The sequence below is a fragment of the Microbacterium hydrocarbonoxydans genome, from assembly GCF_023715885.1.
In the GTDB taxonomy this organism is placed as follows: Bacteria; Actinomycetota; Actinomycetes; order Actinomycetales; family Microbacteriaceae; genus Microbacterium; species Microbacterium hydrocarbonoxydans_C.
In genome coordinates, this window is record NZ_JAMBOY010000002.1 from 200,989 (window position 1) to 218,951 (window position 17,963).

The 17,963-nt window shown below is 69.4% G+C and carries 20 protein-coding genes; 7 read left to right on the top strand and 13 right to left on the bottom strand.

The features are described from left to right. Positions 1 to 6 precede the first annotated feature (6 nt). From M3195_RS05335 to M3195_RS05350, 4 genes are all read right to left on the bottom strand, one after another. Positions 7 to 501 carry a GNAT family N-acetyltransferase gene (locus M3195_RS05335; RefSeq protein WP_251585516.1) on the bottom strand — a complete coding sequence of 165 codons (495 nt, stop codon included), beginning with the start codon at positions 499 to 501 and terminating at the stop codon, positions 7 to 9. Positions 502 to 568: 67 nt separating this feature from the next. Continuing rightward, the gene (locus tag M3195_RS05340; RefSeq protein ID WP_251585517.1) at positions 569 to 2,245 is read right to left on the bottom strand and encodes a ribonuclease J; all 1,677 of its coding nucleotides are present in this window, start codon (positions 2,243 to 2,245) and stop codon (positions 569 to 571) included. A gap of 68 nt (positions 2,246 to 2,313) precedes the next feature. Then, on the bottom strand, positions 2,314 to 3,291 hold the full coding sequence (gene dapA, locus M3195_RS05345) for a 4-hydroxy-tetrahydrodipicolinate synthase (RefSeq protein ID WP_251585518.1): 978 nt from the start codon (positions 3,289 to 3,291) through the stop codon (positions 2,314 to 2,316). 27 nt (positions 3,292 to 3,318) lie between these two features. After that, on the bottom strand, positions 3,319 to 3,738 hold the full coding sequence (locus M3195_RS05350; RefSeq protein WP_251585519.1) for an EF-Tu/IF-2/RF-3 family GTPase: 420 nt from the start codon (positions 3,736 to 3,738) through the stop codon (positions 3,319 to 3,321). Between the two features lie 36 nt (positions 3,739 to 3,774). Here M3195_RS05350 and M3195_RS05355 point away from each other — a divergent pair, with 36 nt between their 5' ends. Further along, positions 3,775 to 4,317 carry an NUDIX domain-containing protein gene (locus M3195_RS05355; RefSeq protein WP_251585520.1) on the top strand — a complete coding sequence of 181 codons (543 nt, stop codon included), beginning with the start codon at positions 3,775 to 3,777 and terminating at the stop codon, positions 4,315 to 4,317. Between the two features lie 12 nt (positions 4,318 to 4,329). Here the strand turns inward: M3195_RS05355 and M3195_RS05360 are convergent, their stop codons facing one another. From M3195_RS05360 to M3195_RS05370, 3 genes are read right to left on the bottom strand one after another with little or no spacing between them, the layout of a single operon-like run. Further along, positions 4,330 to 5,091: an SDR family NAD(P)-dependent oxidoreductase gene (locus tag M3195_RS05360; protein ID WP_251585521.1), complete on the bottom strand. Its 762-nt coding sequence runs from the start codon at positions 5,089 to 5,091 to the stop codon at positions 4,330 to 4,332. After that, the gene (locus tag M3195_RS05365) at positions 5,091 to 5,567 is read right to left on the bottom strand and encodes a dihydrofolate reductase (RefSeq protein WP_251585522.1); all 477 of its coding nucleotides are present in this window, start codon (positions 5,565 to 5,567) and stop codon (positions 5,091 to 5,093) included. The genes M3195_RS05360 and M3195_RS05365 overlap by 1 nt, the downstream gene beginning before the upstream one ends. Next, positions 5,564 to 6,373 (bottom strand): thymidylate synthase, encoded by an 810-nt coding sequence (locus M3195_RS05370; RefSeq protein ID WP_251585523.1) that lies wholly within the window; start codon positions 6,371 to 6,373, stop codon positions 5,564 to 5,566. Before M3195_RS05370 ends, M3195_RS05365 begins: the two co-directional genes overlap by 4 nt. A gap of 96 nt (positions 6,374 to 6,469) precedes the next feature. Here M3195_RS05370 and M3195_RS05375 point away from each other — a divergent pair, with 96 nt between their 5' ends. The 3 genes from M3195_RS05375 (at position 6,470) to M3195_RS05385 (ending at position 7,911) form a co-directional block, all read left to right on the top strand. Next, complete coding sequence (locus tag M3195_RS05375) at positions 6,470 to 6,880, top strand: thioredoxin family protein (RefSeq protein ID WP_251585524.1); 411 nt, start codon at positions 6,470 to 6,472, stop codon at positions 6,878 to 6,880. 21 nt (positions 6,881 to 6,901) lie between these two features. Then, positions 6,902 to 7,402: a DUF4395 domain-containing protein gene (locus tag M3195_RS05380; protein WP_251585525.1), complete on the top strand. Its 501-nt coding sequence runs from the start codon at positions 6,902 to 6,904 to the stop codon at positions 7,400 to 7,402. Positions 7,403 to 7,485: 83 nt separating this feature from the next. After that, positions 7,486 to 7,911 (top strand): OsmC family peroxiredoxin, encoded by a 426-nt coding sequence (locus M3195_RS05385; protein ID WP_251585526.1) that lies wholly within the window; start codon positions 7,486 to 7,488, stop codon positions 7,909 to 7,911. Positions 7,912 to 7,920: 9 nt separating this feature from the next. Here the strand turns inward: M3195_RS05385 and M3195_RS05390 are convergent, their stop codons facing one another. The 5 genes from M3195_RS05390 to M3195_RS05410 form a co-directional block, all read right to left on the bottom strand. Next, positions 7,921 to 8,355, bottom strand: a complete 435-nt coding sequence (locus M3195_RS05390; RefSeq protein WP_251585527.1) for a hypothetical protein — start codon at positions 8,353 to 8,355, stop codon at positions 7,921 to 7,923. Further along, positions 8,355 to 9,095 (bottom strand): 4-hydroxy-tetrahydrodipicolinate reductase, encoded by a 741-nt coding sequence (dapB, locus tag M3195_RS05395; protein WP_251585528.1) that lies wholly within the window; start codon positions 9,093 to 9,095, stop codon positions 8,355 to 8,357. Before dapB ends, M3195_RS05390 begins: the two co-directional genes overlap by 1 nt. A gap of 58 nt (positions 9,096 to 9,153) precedes the next feature. Then, positions 9,154 to 9,756, bottom strand: coding sequence for a histidine phosphatase family protein (locus M3195_RS05400; RefSeq protein ID WP_251585529.1), 603 nt, complete (start codon positions 9,754 to 9,756; stop codon positions 9,154 to 9,156). Positions 9,757 to 9,836: 80 nt separating this feature from the next. Then, positions 9,837 to 10,862 (bottom strand): aldo/keto reductase, encoded by a 1,026-nt coding sequence (locus M3195_RS05405; RefSeq protein WP_251585530.1) that lies wholly within the window; start codon positions 10,860 to 10,862, stop codon positions 9,837 to 9,839. Between the two features lie 218 nt (positions 10,863 to 11,080). Continuing rightward, the gene (locus M3195_RS05410) at positions 11,081 to 13,357 is read right to left on the bottom strand and encodes a polyribonucleotide nucleotidyltransferase (protein ID WP_251585531.1); all 2,277 of its coding nucleotides are present in this window, start codon (positions 13,355 to 13,357) and stop codon (positions 11,081 to 11,083) included. A 377-nt stretch (positions 13,358 to 13,734) separates the two neighbouring features. Between M3195_RS05410 and M3195_RS05415 the strand changes: the two genes are divergently transcribed. Then, positions 13,735 to 15,045: a UDP-glucose dehydrogenase family protein gene (locus M3195_RS05415; protein WP_251585532.1), complete on the top strand. Its 1,311-nt coding sequence runs from the start codon at positions 13,735 to 13,737 to the stop codon at positions 15,043 to 15,045. 22 nt (positions 15,046 to 15,067) lie between these two features. Here the strand turns inward: M3195_RS05415 and M3195_RS05420 are convergent, their stop codons facing one another. Continuing rightward, positions 15,068 to 16,993 (bottom strand): GDSL-type esterase/lipase family protein, encoded by a 1,926-nt coding sequence (locus M3195_RS05420; protein ID WP_251585533.1) that lies wholly within the window; start codon positions 16,991 to 16,993, stop codon positions 15,068 to 15,070. Between the two features lie 154 nt (positions 16,994 to 17,147). Between M3195_RS05420 and M3195_RS05425 the strand changes: the two genes are divergently transcribed. Both M3195_RS05425 and M3195_RS05430 read left to right on the top strand, forming a co-directional pair. Then, entirely contained in the window at positions 17,148 to 17,720 is a 573-nt protein-coding gene (locus tag M3195_RS05425) for a DedA family protein (RefSeq protein WP_251585534.1), read from the top strand. A gap of 38 nt (positions 17,721 to 17,758) precedes the next feature. Next, positions 17,759 to 17,935, top strand: a complete 177-nt coding sequence (locus M3195_RS05430; RefSeq protein ID WP_251585535.1) for a DUF5302 domain-containing protein — start codon at positions 17,759 to 17,761, stop codon at positions 17,933 to 17,935. The last annotated feature ends 28 nt before the right edge of the window (positions 17,936 to 17,963 follow it).

The window sequence follows — 17,963 nt, forward strand, 5'->3', positions numbered from 1 at the left end:
GACCGATCAGACCGTCGCCCTGACCATCGTCTCGCGGGATCCGGTCGACTCCACGACCGAGAACCCCTCCGCGCGGTAGAGGTTGCGGGCGAAGTTCTCGCGTTCGACGCTCAGGCTGATCCGCGCATGACCCTGTGCGCCGGCTAGCTCCACGAGCCCGCGCAGCAGGGACCGGCCCACCCCGCGGGCCCGCCAGAGCGGGTGCACCCCGATGATGAGCTCGGGCACCGCGACGCCGACGAACCCGAGGCCTGGCTCGTTCTGCGGGAGCATGCGGTACCAGGCGGCTCCGATGGGCACGTCGTCGGGATCGATCGCCACGAGGCCCTCGTCGGCCGTGCGCTTCCATCCGACCAGGTAGCGGCGATGCTCAGCGGAGGCGAGCACCTCGTGTCGAGGTCGCAGCCCGCCCGCGCGCCAGTTCGCCGCCTCGACGAGCATGTCGCCGAGGAACTTCGCATCGGTCTGAACGGCCCTGCGGGACGTGAAGGCCCTGTACATGTCCGGAGCATAGGGCGCGCGTGTTACGCCGGGATGTCGGCCACCCGTGAGTGCGAGCGGACCGCCGTCACGCCTCGATGACGAGCGGCACGATCATCGGACGACGACGGAGCTTCTGGTTGACCCACCGGCCGATCGTGCGGCGCACGACCTGCGACAGCGCGTGCGTGTCGCGGACGCCGTTGCCCGATGCCTCCTTGAGAGCGGCGACGATCTTCGGGGAGACGTCGTCGAAGACGGAGTCGTCCTCGGCGATACCGCGGGCATGGATCTCGGGTCCCGAGATGATGCGCCCGGTAGCTGCATCCACGACGACGATGACCGACACGAAACCCTCCTCGCCGAGTATGCGGCGGTCCTTGAGGTCTGCATCGGTGATCTCGCCGACCGTCGAGCCGTCGACGTACACGAAGCCGAGGTCGAGCTGACCCGCGACGCGCGCGTCGCCGTCCTTCAGGTCGATCACGGTGCCGTTCGACGCGATGATCGTCCGCTCCGCGGCGATCCCGGTGTCCTGGGCGAGCTTCGCGTTCGCCATGAGGTGGCGGTACTCGCCGTGCACGGGCAGGACGTTTTTCGGCTTCAGGATGTTGTAGCAGTAGAGCAGCTCGCCGGCGGCCGCGTGGCCGGATACGTGCACGCGGGCGTTGGCCTTGTGCACGACGTTCGCGCCGAGCTTCGTGAGTCCGTCGATCACGCGGTACACGGCGTTCTCGTTGCCGGGGATCAGGCTCGAGGCGAGGATGACCGTGTCGCCCTCGCTGATCTCGATCGCGTGGTCGAGATTCGCCATGCGGCTGAGCACGGCCATCGGCTCGCCCTGCGACCCGGTCGACATGTAGACGATGCGGTCGTCGGGAAGGTCCCGCGCCTTCTTGAAGTCGATGAGCACGCCGTCCGGCACCTTGAGGTATCCGAGCTGTTCGGCGATCGTCATGTTGCGCACCATGCTGCGGCCGAGGAAGGCGACGCGGCGGCCGTGCGCGTGAGCCGCGTCGATGACCTGCTGCACACGGTGCACGTGGCTGGAGAAGCTCGCGACGATCACGCGACGAGGGGCCTTCGCGATCACCTGGTCGAGCACCGGGCCGATCGACCGCTCGGTCGGGGTGAAGCCGGGCACGTCGGCGTTCGTGGAGTCGACGAGGAACAGGTCGACGCCCTCCTCCCCCAGACGCGAGAACGCACGGAGGTCCGTGATGCGACCGTCGAGCGGCAGCTGGTCCATCTTGAAGTCGCCGGTGGCGAGCACCATGCCGGCCGGTGTGCGGATCGCGACGGCGAGAGCATCCGGAATCGAGTGATTCACGGCGACGAACTCGAGGTCGAACGGACCGACCTGCTCGCGCTGCCCCTCAGTGACCGTCAGCGTGAAGGCTTTGATGCGGTGCTCCTTGAGCTTCGCCTCGACCAGCGCGAGGGTCAGGCCCGAGCCGATCAGCGGGATGTCGCTCTTGAGGCGCAACAGGTACGGCACAGCGCCGATGTGGTCTTCGTGACCGTGCGTGAGCACGACGCCGACGATGTCGTCGAGCCTGTCCTTGATCGGCTCGAAGTCGGGCAGGATCAGGTCGACGCCCGGCTGGTGCTCCTCCGGGAACAGCACTCCGCAGTCGACGATCAGGATCTTGCCGTCGAACTCGAAGATGGTCATGTTGCGGCCGACCTCGCCGAGTCCGCCGAGCGGGGTGACGCGCAGCGTGCCCCGTTCGAGGTCGGTGGGATCTGCGATCGGGATGGACATGCGCTCTCCTCAGTCGGACGCTTCCCGCGTCCGGTCGTTCATGATGTCGCGGCGCACCGCGACCGGTGTCAGCGTGTCGTGCCGTGCACCTTCGGCAGGGCGCCGCCCGCAGCCGCGTTGCGGTCGGGGCGGAAGTTCGAGAAGTCGGCACCGGGAACGTCCTTGACGAGGTCGAGCTCGTCCTCGATCAGAGCGGCCTCCCACTCCTCCGGTCCGACGAGGGGCAGACGCACGCGCGGGCTCGAGATGCGGCCGAGCCCGTGCAGGATGTACTTCGCCGCGACCGTGCCCGGCACGTGCGTCATGACCGCGCGGACGAGCGGCTCGAGGCGCTTGTGCTCGGCGGTCGCGGCCGCGAGGTCGCCGCGGTTGACGGCGTCCACGATGGTGCGGTACGGCGTCGCGGCGATGTTCGCCGTCACGCCGATCATGCCCGTCGCGCCGATCGCCAGGTGCGGCAGCACGTTCGCGTCGTCTCCGGAGAAGTACATGAGGTCGGTCTGGTTGAGCACGCGGCTCACCTCTGAGAAGTCGCCCTTGGCGTCCTTCACCGCGAGGATGTTGGGGTGCTTCGCGAGACGGAGGATCGTCTCGTACTTGATCGGCACGCCGGTGCGGCCGGGGATGTCGTAGAGGATCACCGGCAGATCGGTGGCGTCTGCGACGAGGCGGAAGTGCGTGAGGATGCCGGCCTGAGTCGGCTTGTTGTAGTACGGCGTGACGATCATGATGCCGTCGGCGCCGGCCTTCTCGCTGGCCTTGTAGAGCTCGATCGCGTGGGCGGTCTCGTTCGAGCCACCACCCGTGATGATCTTCGCGCGACCGGCCGAGACGGACTTGCCGACCTCGACGAGCTTGAGCTTCTCGGGGTCCGTCAGGGTCGAGGTCTCGCCGGTCGTTCCCGTCACGACGATGCCGTCCGCGCCGGCGGTGATCACGTCATCGATGTGCTTCTCGACGGCGGGCCAGTCGACTTCGCCGTCGGCGGTCATGGGCGTGACCAGCGCGACGAGAACCTGTCCGAAGGGGTTGCCCGAGTGCGTCATGATCCCAGCGTATCGGTCGGCCGGCGTTCACGCCGACGCTGCGGGCCGGATGACGTCACCTCGACGCACGTCGAGCGGATCGCTCAGCAGGATGCCGGCGAGTTCGCCTACCGTGGCCTCGCTCGCGCGCTTCCGGAACATCTCGATGCCCTTGATGCTCGTCTTTCCCACGGCCGCTCCCTCTCGCGCGACGTCGATGACGTCGTCGACCCGGAGGATGCCGCTGCGCACGGTCCCCGTGGCGATCCGACCGCGCCCCGTGATGGTGAACACGTCCTCCACCACGAACTCCGTCGCGGTCACGGCCGTCGAGAGGTCGCCGGCGGGGCGCACGGCGGCTCCGTCGGCCGTCATCGCTGCGAGACGCGTAGCCTCCGCCTCGTTGTAGCGCCGCAGCATCTCGTTCGCGTCCTGCGTCTCGCGTTTCCTGCCGAACAGCCAACCCATGACTCCGATCCTACGGAGACGCCTAGGCTCTGACGCATGAGCTGGATCACGCACGAGTCCTCGACGGTCTACGAGAACCCCTGGATCTCGGTACGAGAGGATCGGGTGACCGGCCCCGGCGGCGACGGGATCTACGGAGTGGTGACGATGCGCAATCCGGCGGTGTTCGTCGTCGCGGTCGACGAGCAGGACCGCGTGTGCCTCGTCACGCTCGAGCGCTACACCACCGGCATCTCCATCGAGGTGCCGGCCGGCGGCAGCGACGGCGAGGACCCGCTCGTCGCCGCACAGCGCGAGTTGGCGGAGGAGACCGGGTTCGAGGCGGCCGATTGGATTCCGATCGGCACGATGAACGCGCTCAACGGCATCGCCGCGGCACCCGAGCACGTCTTCCTCGCGCGCGACCTTCGCCCGATGCCAGTCGCCGACACCCGCACGCAGACGGAGGAGGGCATCGACGCGGTCGCCTGGGTCCCGTTCGCGGAGGTGCTGGACATGATCGCCGACGGTCGCATCACCGATGGCGAGACCGTCGCTGCGATCGCCATGGCCGGCATTCGCCTCGGGCGGTTCCGCTGAGGCGGGCGGGCGTCAGACGCGGCCTCGGCGAGCGATGCGCGCCGTCAGGGAGTTCGGAAGCACGCGCGTCAACAGCACAAGGGCCTTGTAGCGGAACGACGGGATCGACACCGGCCTGCCCGATGCCGCGTCACGCAGACCCTCGCGCACGACGGTTCGTGCATCAAGCCACATGAACGCCGGCACGCCTTCCTGCCCCGGGGGCAGCCCCATGCGCTCGTGGAAAGAGGTGTGCGTGAACCCAGGGCACACCGCGGTCACACTCACGCCGTCGGCGGCGTACTCGGTGTTCGCCCAGCGGCTGAAGCCGATGAGCCAGCTCTTGCATGCGGAGTACGTCGAGCGGGAGATGAACCCGGCGACCGAGGCCACGTTGACGATGCGTCCGCCGCGGCCCCGCATCGTCTGCAGCGCAGCGTGCATGAGGCGCATCGACGCCTCGACGTGCACGCGCAGGTGCCGCACCTCGTCGTCGATGTCGTTGTCGGCGAACTGCAGAGGCAAGCCGAATCCGGCGTTGTTCACCAGCAGGTCGACCGGGTCGTCGACATCGCGCAGTCGCGCCGCGACGCGGCCGACCCCTGCCTCGTCGGCGAGATCGGCGACCAGCACCTCGACTGCGACGCCGTGCTCGCTGCGCAGATCGGCTGCGAGCACTTCGAGCGCTTCGGCCGAGCGCGCCACGAGCACGAGGTCGGCGCGGCGACGCGCGAGCTGACGGGCGAACTCCTCACCCAGGCCGGCACTCGCACCGGTGATCAGCGCGGTGGGCATCAGCGCTCGTAACCCAGGAAGCGGTAGCGGATGCCGGTGCGGGAGGTCTGCCACTCCCCTTCGTCGACGACGCGCCACCCCGCGGTCGACGGCGCGAAAGCATCTCCGTCGACCTCGAGATCGAGCTCCGTCACCTCGAGACGGTCGGCGTCACCGATCACCTGGCGGAAGATCTCGGCACCGCCGATGATCCAGACGCGGTCGTGACCGCGGACGGCGTCCGTCATCGTCGCCGCGCGATGCGCACCCTCCGCCGACCAGTCCTGCTGGCGGGTGATGACCACGTTCTCGCGGCCGGGCAGCGGTCGGAAGCGCTCCGGGAGCGAATCCCACGTCTTGCGCCCCATGATCACGGGGGCACCCATCGTCACGCTCTTGAAGTGTGCGAGATCTTCGGGCACGTTCCACGGCATTCCGCCCTCGGCTCCGATGACACCGCCCGCTGCCTGCGCCCAGACCAGCCCGACCCAGGTCATACCGCCACCGCCGCGCGGATCGGGGCGTGGTGCTGGTAGTCCTCGACGACGAAGTCGTCGTACTCGTAGTCGAACACCGATTCCGGACTGCGCGCGAACCGCAGAGTCGGATACGGGAAGGGTTCCCGAGTCAGCTGCTCGCGCACCTGCTCGAGGTGGTTGTCGTAGATGTGGCAGTCGCCGCCGGTCCAGACGAAGTCCCCCGGCTCGAGACCCACCTGCTGCGCGATCATCATCGTCAGCAGCGCGTACGAGGCGATGTTGAACGGCACCCCGAGGAACAGATCGGCGCTGCGCTGATACAGCTGGCAGGACAAGCGTCCGTCCGCCACGTAGAACTGGAAGAGCGCATGGCACGGGGCCAGCGCCATGTCGGGGATGTCGGCCGGATTCCAGGCCGACACGATCAGACGGCGGGAGTCCGGCGTCTGACGGATCTGCTCGATCACCTGGGACAGCTGATCGATGCTCTCACCGTCGGGAGTCGGCCAGGAGCGCCACTGCACGCCGTAGACCGGACCGAGGTCGCCCTCGGCATCCGCCCACTCGTCCCAGATGGTCACGCCGTGATCCTGCAGCCAGCGCACGTTGGAATCGCCGCGGAGGAACCACAGCAGCTCGTACGCGATGGACTTGAAGTGCACGCGCTTCGTGGTGATGAGCGGGAAGCCCTGCGAGAGGTCGAATCGGATCTGTCGACCGAACACGCTCGTGGTGCCCGTCCCCGTGCGATCGGACTTGTGCGTGCCGTGCTCCAGCACGTCGCGGAGCAGGTCTTCATACGGCGTCGGGACGGCTGCGCTCATGTCAGCCAGACTACCCGCCGCCGGCGACATCGGAGCGGTCCGTCACGGTCGGAAACATCGCGTCCACCCCGCCCGCAGCAGGTTTACGCTCGACCCATGTCACCCGGCCTCGCGCTCGCCATCGCGGGAGCACTCGTCGTCCTCGCGATCGTCGCGGGGCTGGCGATCCGTGCGCGAGACGGCCGCCGCAGCGCAGCCGGCGGCCTCCGTTTCGACCCCGCCGACGGAGGGACCCCGCTCGCAGAGCGTGCCACCCTGGTGCAGTTCAGCACCGAGTTCTGCACCCGCTGCCCGCAGGTGCGGCGTCTGCTGACGTCCTACGCGGATCGGGACGACTCCGTCGCCCACGTCGAGGTCGACCTGACGCATCGCCCCGACCTGTCGTCCCGATACCGGGTGCTGCAAACCCCCACGACCTTCGTCGTCGACCGATCGGGCGCCGTCCGCGCACGATTCCACGGCGTGCCGCGCCCGGCCGCCCTCACCGAGGCATTGGCTGCCCTCTGACGCGGCAGAATTGGAGCAGAGATGAGCACCTCCGTCGGCATCGACCCCCGCGGACCGCGCTTCGCCGCCACGATCACGACGGCACTGCTGCTCGTGGCGACGTTCCTCGGGCTCGTCGGCACCTCGCCCGACGCCGCATCCGCGACGCTGGCGCAGCGCGCGCTCGACCCCGGCTTCCTGCTCGCGGCCGTCCTCGCTGCGCTGTTCCTCTGGAGCGTCGTCTCGCCCTCGACCGCACCCTGGGGCGTGCTCTTCCGCCGATTCGTGAAGCCGCGACTGAGCCCGCCGTCGGAGCTCGAGGACCCTCGACCTCCGCGCTTCGCCCAGGGCGTCGGCCTGTTCGTGGTCTCGGTGGGCCTCGCCCTCCACCTGCTCGGGATCCCGTGGGCCCTGCCCATCGCCACCGCGGCGGCGTTCATCGCTGCCTTCCTCAACGCGGTGTTCTCCCTGTGCCTCGGAGGCCAGCTCTACCTGCTTCTCCGGCGCGCCGGTCTTCTCGGCCGCACGGCCGCCACCACCTGAGCCGGTTCCCTCCCGCCTACCTGCTCGATAGGCTGACCGGACACGCGACCCGCACACCGAGCATCGCGAGAACCGGAGGAATCATGCCCGTCACCAGCGAAGCCACCACCACCTGGACCGGATCCCTCGCGGAGGGCTCGGGCACCGTCGCGTTCTCGTCGTCGAACCTCGGCACCTTCCCGATCGACTGGAAGGCCCGCAGCGAGGGCAGCGACACGACGACGACGCCCGAAGAGCTCATCGCCGCGGCCCATGCCTCGTGCTTCAGCATGGCCCTCTCCCACGCCCTGTCGGAGAACGGCACCCCGCCGGAGCGTGTGAACACCAGCGCATCCGTGACCTTCAAGCCCGGCGTGGGCATCACCGGCAGCCACATCAACGTCAATGCCGTCGTGCCCGGTCTCACGCCCGAAGCGTTCCAGGAGATCGCGGAGGGCGCGAAGACTGGCTGCCCGGTCTCGCAGGCCCTCGCGGGCATCGACATCACTCTCGAGGCGACACTCGCCTGATGGCCGACCTCAGCGGCGGGCGAGCCTGATCGCCGATCGGATGCTCGCCCGCGCATCCTTGCGATGTCCCGACGCATCCTGCACGACGCCGAGCCGGTATCGCGCCCGCCAGTCGTCCGGAGCCGCATCCGCCTCCGCCTCGTAGCGGGCGATCAGCGGCGCCGCGTCCTCGGCGCGGAGCCGTCCGCTCGGGGTCAGCTCGGTCTCCGCCTCCGGCATCCCGCCCTCGGCGTCCAACGCGCGGCCGAGACGGTCCGCCGCGAAGCCGAACTGCATCTCGCGCACCAGCGCCCAGGCGCCGAGCGGCGCGAGCACGAGGAGCGCGATGCCCATGCCGATCGACACGCCGGTGCCGACGGCGAAGAACATGACCGCGAGCCACACGGACACCGCGAGATACACCAACAGCGACGCGGCCATGAGTCCGACCCCGATGCGCGACATCACGAGCGGATGCCGATGTCGATCATGCTCTCGAGTCCGACCACGACACCGGTGGCCTGCGCCGCGTAGGGCACAGCGAGCCGGATGCCCGGCGCGTACGCCAGCGCGGGCTCGACGGTGTCGTGCACGAACGAGAGCGACTCCCCCGGACCCGACAGGATGACCTCCTGCTTGGCGATGACCCCGGGTCGACGCAGCGAATGGACGGGGACCGTCCCGACCTGCTGACCCCGCGCTCGCTGGTCGGCGTGCGGGGCGCTGACGGGCCCCCTGTCGGCGCGCGCCGCCGCGATGAGCTCGGCCGTGCGCACGGCGGTACCGCTGGGCGAGTCCACCTTGCGCTCGTGATGCGCCTCGACGATCTCGGCCGAGGGGAAGAACGGCGCCGCCGCGGCGGCGAGAGCCGAGCCGAGGACCGAGCCGAGCGAGAAGTTCGGGATGAACACGACGCCGTTCTCCGCGGCGTCCACGAGTGGGCGCACCAGCGCGATCCGCTCGGCCGACCAGCCCGACGTCGCGACGAGCACGTTGATGCCGCGCTCGACCGCCGCGCGCACGACGTCGATGCTCACCTGCGGGGTCGTGGCATCGACGACGAGGTCGGCACCATCGATCTCGGCCAGGTCGCTCGACGACGTCAGCACACGGCTCACCTCGAACCCGTCCAGCTCGTCGATCACCGCGTGGATGATGGAGCCGAGCTTCCCGGTGCCGCCGACGAGAGCTACCTGCGTGGTCATGATCCGAGTCTATTTCGCGGACGGACGCCTGCCCGGCGGCTGGCCGTGCAACGTCGTATCAGACCGGCATCGTGTCGGGTATACCCGTACGGAGTTCGACGGGAAGATGCCCCGTGTCGTTATGGGTGAGCAGCGTCCAGGGGCGTCCCTGCTTCTGCGCGATCACGGTCAGGCCGCAATGTGCCTGATTCAGGGTCATCCACCGCCACTCGGGAGCCCCGAGCACCTCCCTGACGAACCAGGAGATCACGAAGTTGTGGGTGATGAGCACCTCGTGCACGTCACCGGGTTTGCGCACGAGGAACTCGTTCACGGCATCCGCCATCTGTGCGCGCCCGGCCTCGATCTCGGCATCCGTGATCGAGCCGAAGAAGGGCTCGAAGACCGCGGGGGTCTCGTCGGTCATCCCGGTCGGCACGCAGTCGAACAGCAGCGCGGTCGGCTCCGGATCGACCGATGGAAGGCGGGCGGCGATGGCACGAGCCGTCTCGTTGGCTCGCAGCAGCGGGGAATGCCACACGGCGTCGAGCGGAAGACCCGAGAGGCGGTCGGCGATGAGCTCGGCCTGACGGGCTCCGCGCGGAGAGAGCGGGCCGTCGGCGAGACCGTGCTCGGCATCCTGATGTTCGCCGTGCCTGACCAGGTATATGTAGTGCGTCACAAACTCGCTCGCTTCATCGACAGCATCCGTCGGGATCTCCCCCAGCCTATGTCAGGTCTGTGAGAGTGACGGGAGGACGCTCAGTTGCCCGCGCGAGTCAGGTCAGCGACCTGCACGCGAGACAGACTCACGCCGGCACCCTGCATCAGCTCGTCGACGTGCTCGGTCGCGAACGTGTTGACGATCGGAGCGGCGACAGTCCGCTGCGCTAGCAGCCAGGCGACGGACACGGCGGCGACCGGCACGTCGAGTTCGGCGGCGACCTGGTCGAGAGCCTTGAGGATCTTCGTGCCGCGCCGGTTCAGGTGTCCGCGCAGCTGCTCGCCGCGCACGCCTCTCGAGGTCAGCGCCTTGCTCCGGTGTCGGCCGGAGAGGAAGCCGTGCTCGAGCGCGTGCGACGGGGTGACGGCGAGGTTCTGGGCTCCGGCCACGAGTCGCAGGTCGCCCTCGAACGGCTGACGTCGCACGAGGTTGTACGGCGAGTCGATCACCTGGATGCGCGGGTAACCCGCCGAGGCGAGGATGCGCGCCTCGACGAGACGCTCCGGCGCGAGCCCGAAGGCGCCGAGCGCACCGATCTTGCCCGCCTCGGTGAGCCATTCCACCGTGGCGAGCGTGTCTTCCAGGTTGGTCGTGCGATCCAGGGTCGCGTCGAGGTAGAGCACGTCGATGCGCTCCACACCCAGGCGGGTGAGCGAGCCTTCGACGGCGCGGACGAGATTGACCGACCCGAGCCCCGGGTTGTCGGCGTGAGCGCCGATCCGCACACTGAGCAGAGTGCGGTCGCGACGTCCGCGAGAGCGCAGCCACTGTCCGATGATGTGCTCGCTGCGGCCGCCTGAGAACCCGTCAGCGGTGTGGATGGCATTGCCGCCGAACTCCACGTACCGGTCCAGGATGCCGTGGCTGGTCTCGAGGTCGACGTTCCAGCCGAACTCCGCCGCGCCGAGCATGAGCGGGAAGGTGTCGAAACCGGTCTCACCGAGCGGCACCCTGATCGACTCGCCGATGCCGGGGCCGACGATCGGGATGGGAGCGGAGGGGTGTTCCGCGTCGTGCGGGGCGCGCTCTGCGGAGGCGCCTGCGCCTACGCTGAACAACCGCATCTTCCTCACCCCCGCGTCGATCGAACGTTCCGATCTCCGTCACTGCCTGGTCTGCACCCCCCGGTGCGTACTTCGAGGGTATGCGATGACCGCGAACCCGCCGGCCAATACGGCGAACGGCGAGGGAACTTCCCATAACGGTTTGGTCACGCCACGGAACGACGGAACCCGGGCCCGTCGCGAAGACGGACCCGGGTTCGATGTCGCAGCGGCGATGCTTACTCGGCCACGGCCTCCTCGGCGGGAGCAGCGCCCTCGGAAGGCGCGTCGTCGAGCACGGGCTCGAGCGAGAGCTTGCCGCGATCGTCGATCTTCGTGATCTTCACGAGGATCTTCTGGCCGACGGAGAGCACGTCCTCGACGTTCTCGACGCGCTTGCCACCGGCGAGCTTACGCACCTCGGTGACGTGGAGCAGGCCGTCCTTGCCGGGAAGCAGCGAGACGAAGGCGCCGAACGTGGCGATCTTCACGACGGTTCCGAGGAACTGCTCGCCGACCTCGGGGTTCGTCGGGTTGGCGATCGCGTTGACCTGGGCACGGGCTGCCTCGGCCGACGGGCCGTCGGTCGCGCCGATGTAGACGGTGCCGTCCTCCTCGATGGAGATCTGCGCACCGGTCTCGTCCTGGATCGCATTGATCGTCTTGCCCTTCGGGCCGATCAGCTCGCCGATCTTGTCGACCGGGATCTGCACGCTGATGACGCGAGGCGCGGTGGGCGCCATCTCATCGGGAGCGTCGATCGCGGCGTTCAGGACGTTGAGGATGGTCAGACGCGCGTCACGGGCCTGGGTCAGCGCGCCGGCGAGCACCGACGACGGGATGCCGTCGAGCTTCGTGTCGAGCTGGATGGCCGTGACGAACTCGCTGGTACCGGCGACCTTGAAGTCCATGTCGCCGAGCGCGTCCTCCGCGCCCAGGATGTCGGTGAGCGCCGCGTAGCGGGTCTCACCGTCGACCTCGTCGGACACCAGACCCATCGCGATACCGGCGACGGGTGCGCGCAGCGGCACACCCGCGTTCAGCAGCGACAGGGTCGACGCGCAGACCGAGCCCATCGACGTCGAGCCGTTCGAGCTCAGCGCCTCGGAGACCTGACGGATCGCGTAGGGGAACTCCTCGCGGCTCGGCAGCACCGGCACGAGCGCGCGCTCGGCCAGGAAGCCGTGCCCGATCTCGCGACGCTTCGGCGAACCCACACGGCCGGTCTCGCCGGTCGAGTAGGGCGGGAAGTTGTAGTGGTGCATGTAGCGCTTGCTCGTCGTGGGCGACAGCGAGTCGATCTGCTGCTCCATCTTGAGCATGTTCAGCGTGGTGATGCCCAGGATCTGGGTCTCGCCGCGCTGGAAGATCGCCGATCCGTGGACGCGCGGGATGACCTGCACCTCGGCGTCGAGCGGACGGATGTCGGCGAGGCCGCGGCCGTCGATGCGCGATCCCTCGGTGAGGATGCGACCGCGGACGATCTTCTTCGTGACGGACTTGTACGCCGCGGAGAACTCGAGCGGAGCCGCGGCGGGCAGGTCGCCGGCCTCGGTCGCCTCGATGAGCTCGGCCTTGACCCGATCCTTGATCGCGTCGTCGGCGGTCTGGCGCTCGGCCTTGTCGGCGATCTGGTACACGCCGACCAGTTCGTCGTACGAGCGGCCGGCGACGAAGTCGTAGACCTCCTGGCTGTAGGCCGGGAAGACCGGGTAGACGCCCGGCTCCTTCGACGCCGTGGCGGCGAGCTCGGCCTGAGCCTTGACGAGCTGGGCGATGAACGGCTTCGCGGCCTCGAGGCCCTCGGCGACGACGTCCTCGCTCGGCTTGGTGGCACCGGCCTTGATGAGGTTCCAGCTGTTCTCGGTGGCCTCGGCCTCGACCATCATGATCGCGACGTCTTCGGTGCCGTCGGCCTTGGTGACGACGCGACCCGCGACGACGAGGTCGAACACGGCCTCGTCGACCTGCGCGGCGGTCGGGAACGCGACCCACTGGTCGGCGTGCTCGCCGTGACCGGGGATGAACGCGAGGCGTACACCAGCGACCGGGCCGGAGAACGGCAGACCGGAGATCTGCGTCGACGCGGAGGCCGCGTTGATCGCCAGGGCGTCGTAGAACTCGCCCGGTGCGATCGAGAGCACGGTGATGACGATCTGGACCTCGTTGCGCAGACCGTCGACGAACGACGGACGCAGCGGACGGTCGATCAGACGGCAGACGAGGATCGCCTCGGTGGAGGGACGGCCCTCGCGGCGGAAGAACGAGCCGGGGATCTTGCCTGCGGCGTAGGAGCGCTCCTCGACGTCGACGGTCAGCGGGAAGAAGTCGAAGCCTTCACGCGGGTGCTTGCCGGCGCTGGTGGCCGAGAGGAGCATGGTCTCGCCGTCGAGGTACGCGGCGACGGCGCCCTGAGCCTGCTGCGCGAGGCGGCCGGTCTCGAAGCGGACGGTGCGGGTGCCGAAGCGGCCGTTGTCGAGAACGGCCTCGGTGGCGGTGATTTCAGGACCTTCCAAGAGGTCTCTCCTTCTTTGTTTAGACTCGCGGATCCGTGTGATCCGCGAGCGTGTTCGTGAAGGAGCGGAATCGTCGGGGTTCGGGCGCGCGGGCACTCCCGCGAACATCGCCTGCGCTGGCCACCAGTAGAAAGCCACCCGACGACACCCGCCGAGGAACCCACCACAGGGGACCAGCTTCTCCGCCGATCGCTCCATGAGTCGATGTGAAATTGTTGTGGCGACAGACGTCGACCGCTCACAGCCTATCAGCGCACCCCCAGATCGCCCGCGGAACACGATCCGCCCGTCGCCTGCCGCAGACCGGCCACCCGCCGGTCATCGGCCGTTCACATGCCGGACGCCGGGCGGTGGGGCGCGTGAGCTGTGGTGTGGGGATGCGCATGTCAGTGATCGGCTGCGGGTACCTCGGTGCCGTGCACGCCGCAGCCATGGCCTCGATCGGACACGACGTGATCGGCATCGACGTCGATGCGGGAAGGATCGACGCTCTGCGCCGCGGATCGGCGCCGTTCTTCGAGCCGCGCCTCGACGAGCTGCTGCAGGAGGGAACCGCGTCCGGCCGGCTCCGCTTCAGCACGGACATCTCGGATGTCGAGGGAGCGGCCGTGCACTTCGTCGCCGTCGGAACCCCGCAGGTGCCCGACGGGCATGCCGCGGATCTCCGCTTCGTCGACGCGGCCGTGGCGTCGCTCGTCCCCCACCTGCGCCCCGGTGACGTCGTGGCAGGCAAGTCGACCGTGCCCGTCGGAACGGCTGCGCGCCTGTCGGGTCCGATCGACGCCCGCGGAGCCACGCTCGTCTGGAACCCGGAATTCCTCCGGGAGGGATGGGCCGTGCACGACACGGTCACGCCGGATCGCCTGGTCGTCGGGATCCCGGCCGGCGAGGCGGGCGCGAGTGCCGCCGAACTGCTGCGCGAGGTGTACGCGCCGGCGATCGAGGCGGGCTCACCCCTCCTCATCACCGACCTCGCCACCGCCGAACTCGTGAAGGGCGCCGCGAACGCGTTCCTCGCGACGAAGATCTCGTTCATCAACGCGATGGCCGAGATCGCCGAGGCCGCCGGGGCGGATGTCGCTCTGCTCGCCGACGCCCTCGGCCACGACTCCCGCATCGGGCGCCGATACCTCGGCTCGGGCATCGGCTTCGGCGGCGGGTGTCTGCCGAAGGACATCCGTGCCTTCGCCGCGCGGGCTGAGGAGCTCGGTCGCGGCGAGGCGGTGGGGTTCCTCCGCGAAGTGGACGGCATCAACATGCGCCGGAGGGACCGTGCCGTGCGGATGGTGATCGACGCCCTCGGCGGTCTCGTGTTCGGACGCCGCATCGCAGTGCTCGGCGCGGCCTTCAAGCCGTTCAGCGACGACATCCGCGACTCCCCCGCACTCGATGTCGCGGTGCGGCTGCGCGGACTCGGTGCCGACATCGTCGTGACCGACCCCGCCGCGCTCGAGAACGCCGCCGCAGCACACCCCCAGCTCGGCTATGCCGCCGACCGCGACGACGCGCTCCGCGACGCCGACGCGGTCGTCGTCGTCACGGAATGGGATCTGTACCGACGTGAGCTCACGCCGGAGCACGCGGGCTCGCTCGTCGCCGGCCGCGTCATCGTCGACGGCCGCAACTGCCTGGATGCCGCGGCCTGGCGCGCGGCCGGCTGGGCGTACCACGGCATGGGCCGACGCTGACCCGGCCGCTTCCGACGGGCGGTCAGACGATCGGGACGCCGCGCTGCGCGGCGGAACGGCCGAGGTACACGTAGTCGTCGTGCTTCGCGACCCGGCCATCCCCTGCCGCACGCCCGTGCAGGCGGCGCCAGACCCAGGGCAGCGCGTGCCTGCGCCACCACAGACCGGCGCCGATCGACTCGTTCTCGTGGAGCGAGGCGTCGAGAGCGCCGAGCGCGTCCGCGTGCGGGACGCCGAGCACCTCGCCCGCCCGGTATGCGAGGAAGCGGTGCCCTCGGCTGCTCAGGTGCACGAGATCCTCGCCCCAGTTCGGCCGGTCGGGCAGCGTCGGGTGCATGTCTGTGTCGATGAGGATCGCCCCGGTGCGTGCGGCGATCCCCGCGAGCGCCGTGGCGAAGGCCGCGAAGCGTCTCGCGTAGATCTGAGCGGCGCGTCGACGCGGGAGGAACGGCGTGACGAGGAGCACATCCGCCCCGCTGGTGCGCAATGCCACGACAGCCTGTTCGAGCTGGGCGGCGATCAGCCGCACGTCGACGGTACGACCGACCAGATCGTTCGCCCCCACGAGGATCGACACCAGGTCGGGGCGCAGCGCGAGCGCTCGGTCGAGTTGGGGGCCGCAGACGTCGCGCACGCGCTTCGACCGGATGGCCAGGTTCGCGTAGTGGAGGCCTCCCCGAGCAGCAAGCAGGAGGGCGAGTCGGTCGGCCCAGCCCCGAAGCGAACCGTCGGGCGCGGGATCGCACAGCCCTTCGGTGAGTGAGTCGCCCAGGGCCACGTAGCGGTTCCAGCGCGGGCTCGGCACGACGACGGACGGCTCGGGCCGGGACGCGCGACGAGCGCGCAGAGCGGTGTCGACTGCCCGCAGGCCGATCGCATCGTCGAAGTGACCGAGGAGCTGATCGCAGACGCTTCCCCAGCTGCGCCTCTGCACCGCTTCCCATCCCGCCTCTCCGAGGGCGCGGCGTTTGCGCTGATCGCCCACGAGATCCTGCACGCGCATGGTCAGGTCGGCGAGATCACCGGGGCGGTAGAGCCATCCGTCGATCCCCATGCGCACGAGGTCGAGCGGGCCTCCGCGTCCTGTGGCGACGACGGGCACCCCGCTCGCGTGCGCCTCCTGGAGCGTCTGCCCGAACGTCTCGCTCTCGCCCGGGTGGACGAACACGTCGAACGAGGCCATCGCTGCGGCGAGCGCGTCACCGCTCAGGTGCCCGAGGAAGAGAGCTCGCGGCATCAGGGTCTCGAGCTTCGCACGACTCGGACCATCGCCGACGATCACGACCCTGGTGCCGGGGATGCCGTCGAGCACCGCCAGGTCCTCGACCTGTTTCTCCGGCGCGAGCCGGCCGACGTAGCCGATCACGACCTCTGCTCCCCAGGTGGCGCGTAGCTCCTCCGAACGCCGCGACGGGTGGAACCGCTCTGCGTCGACCCCTCGGCCCCAGCGTCGCACCCTGTCGATGCCGAGCGCAGCCAGCTGGTGGACGGACTCCGCCGAGGGGGCGAGCGTGAGAGTGGCCCTGCGGTGCAGTCGAGCGATGTGGGCCTGTGCGATCCCGGTGGTCGCCGGGATGCCGTAGCGCTCGGTGTACGCGGCTACGTCGGTCTGGTACGCGGCGACCGCTGCGACATCGAGACGCTCTGCGGCGAGCGCGCCCCGCCATCCGAGCGCGAACGGCGAGGCGAGGTGCACCACATCGGGTTCGAAACGACGAAGGGATGCCGCCACCCGGTGCGCCGGTGAGGTGCCCACCCGCACGTTGCGGTAGCCGGGGAGCGGGAGGCTCGGGATGGCATGCACGGGAGCGCCGGAGATCTCGGTGGGGATGCCCGCGGCATCCGGAGCGAGAACGTGGGCCTCGTGCCCCGTGCGCTCGAGGTGCTTCAGGATCTGCAGCACGGATCCGGTGACACCGTTCATGTGCGGAAGGAAGGACTCTGTCACGATCGCGACTCTCACCCCCTCAGAATGCCGCTGCGAGAACCCCCACGATCGCGGATACGGCGGCGCGCACCAGAAGTTCACCGGATGCTGGATCGCTGGTCACCGGCTATCCGCGCTTTGGTTCCCGTTCACCTCCGCCGCGCAGGGTGAAGCCGTGCCGATCGACCTGCTCACCGGGCCCTGGGCTCTCGCGACCATGAGCCTGCTCGTGCTCGGCGACTCCTTCTTCGTGGTGATACCGGGCGAGATCGCGGTGACCGCGCTCGGTGCGATCGCGTCGACGGCCGGGTCGCCGCCGCTCTGGTCCGTGATCGTCTGCGCGGGAGTAGCGGCGTTCCTCGGCGATACGGCCTGCTACCTGATCGGCCGGACGGTGGGGACGGAGCGATGGCGGTGGATGCGGGCATCCCGTGTGCAGCGGGCGCTCGCCTGGGCCCGGCGTCGACTCGACACCGGGACGGCGAGCGTGCTGTTCACCGCCCGGTTCGTCCCCTTCGCGCGACTCGCCGTGAATCTGGTCGCCGGGGCGTCGCGCATCCACCCCGCGCGGTATCTGAGCCTCGCGGCCGTCGCAGCGCTCGGCTGGGGGGCCTACCAGGCGTCGGTCGGAGCGGTCGTGGCGCTCATCCTCCCCGGCGGTCCCATCATCGCCGTGATCGCTTCGGTCGCCGTCGCCCTGGCCCTGGGCGCCGTGATCGATGTCGTCACGACGCGGGTCCGCAGGTGACCGACAGGTCGAACGAGCGGTGCCCTAGGCTGGCGGTCATGAGCACCGAAGAAGGCGCGTCCTCGACCGAGGACATGAAGCGCAAGTTCAAGGAAGCGCTCGAGAAGAAGAACGCGCACCACCGCCAGGGTGAGGCTCACCTGGACGGCGACTCGGCCGTCCACGGCACGCACGCCCCGCAGACCCGGCGCGAGTTCCGACGCAAGAGCGGCTGATCGCACGGATGCGGGAGCCGACGCACGT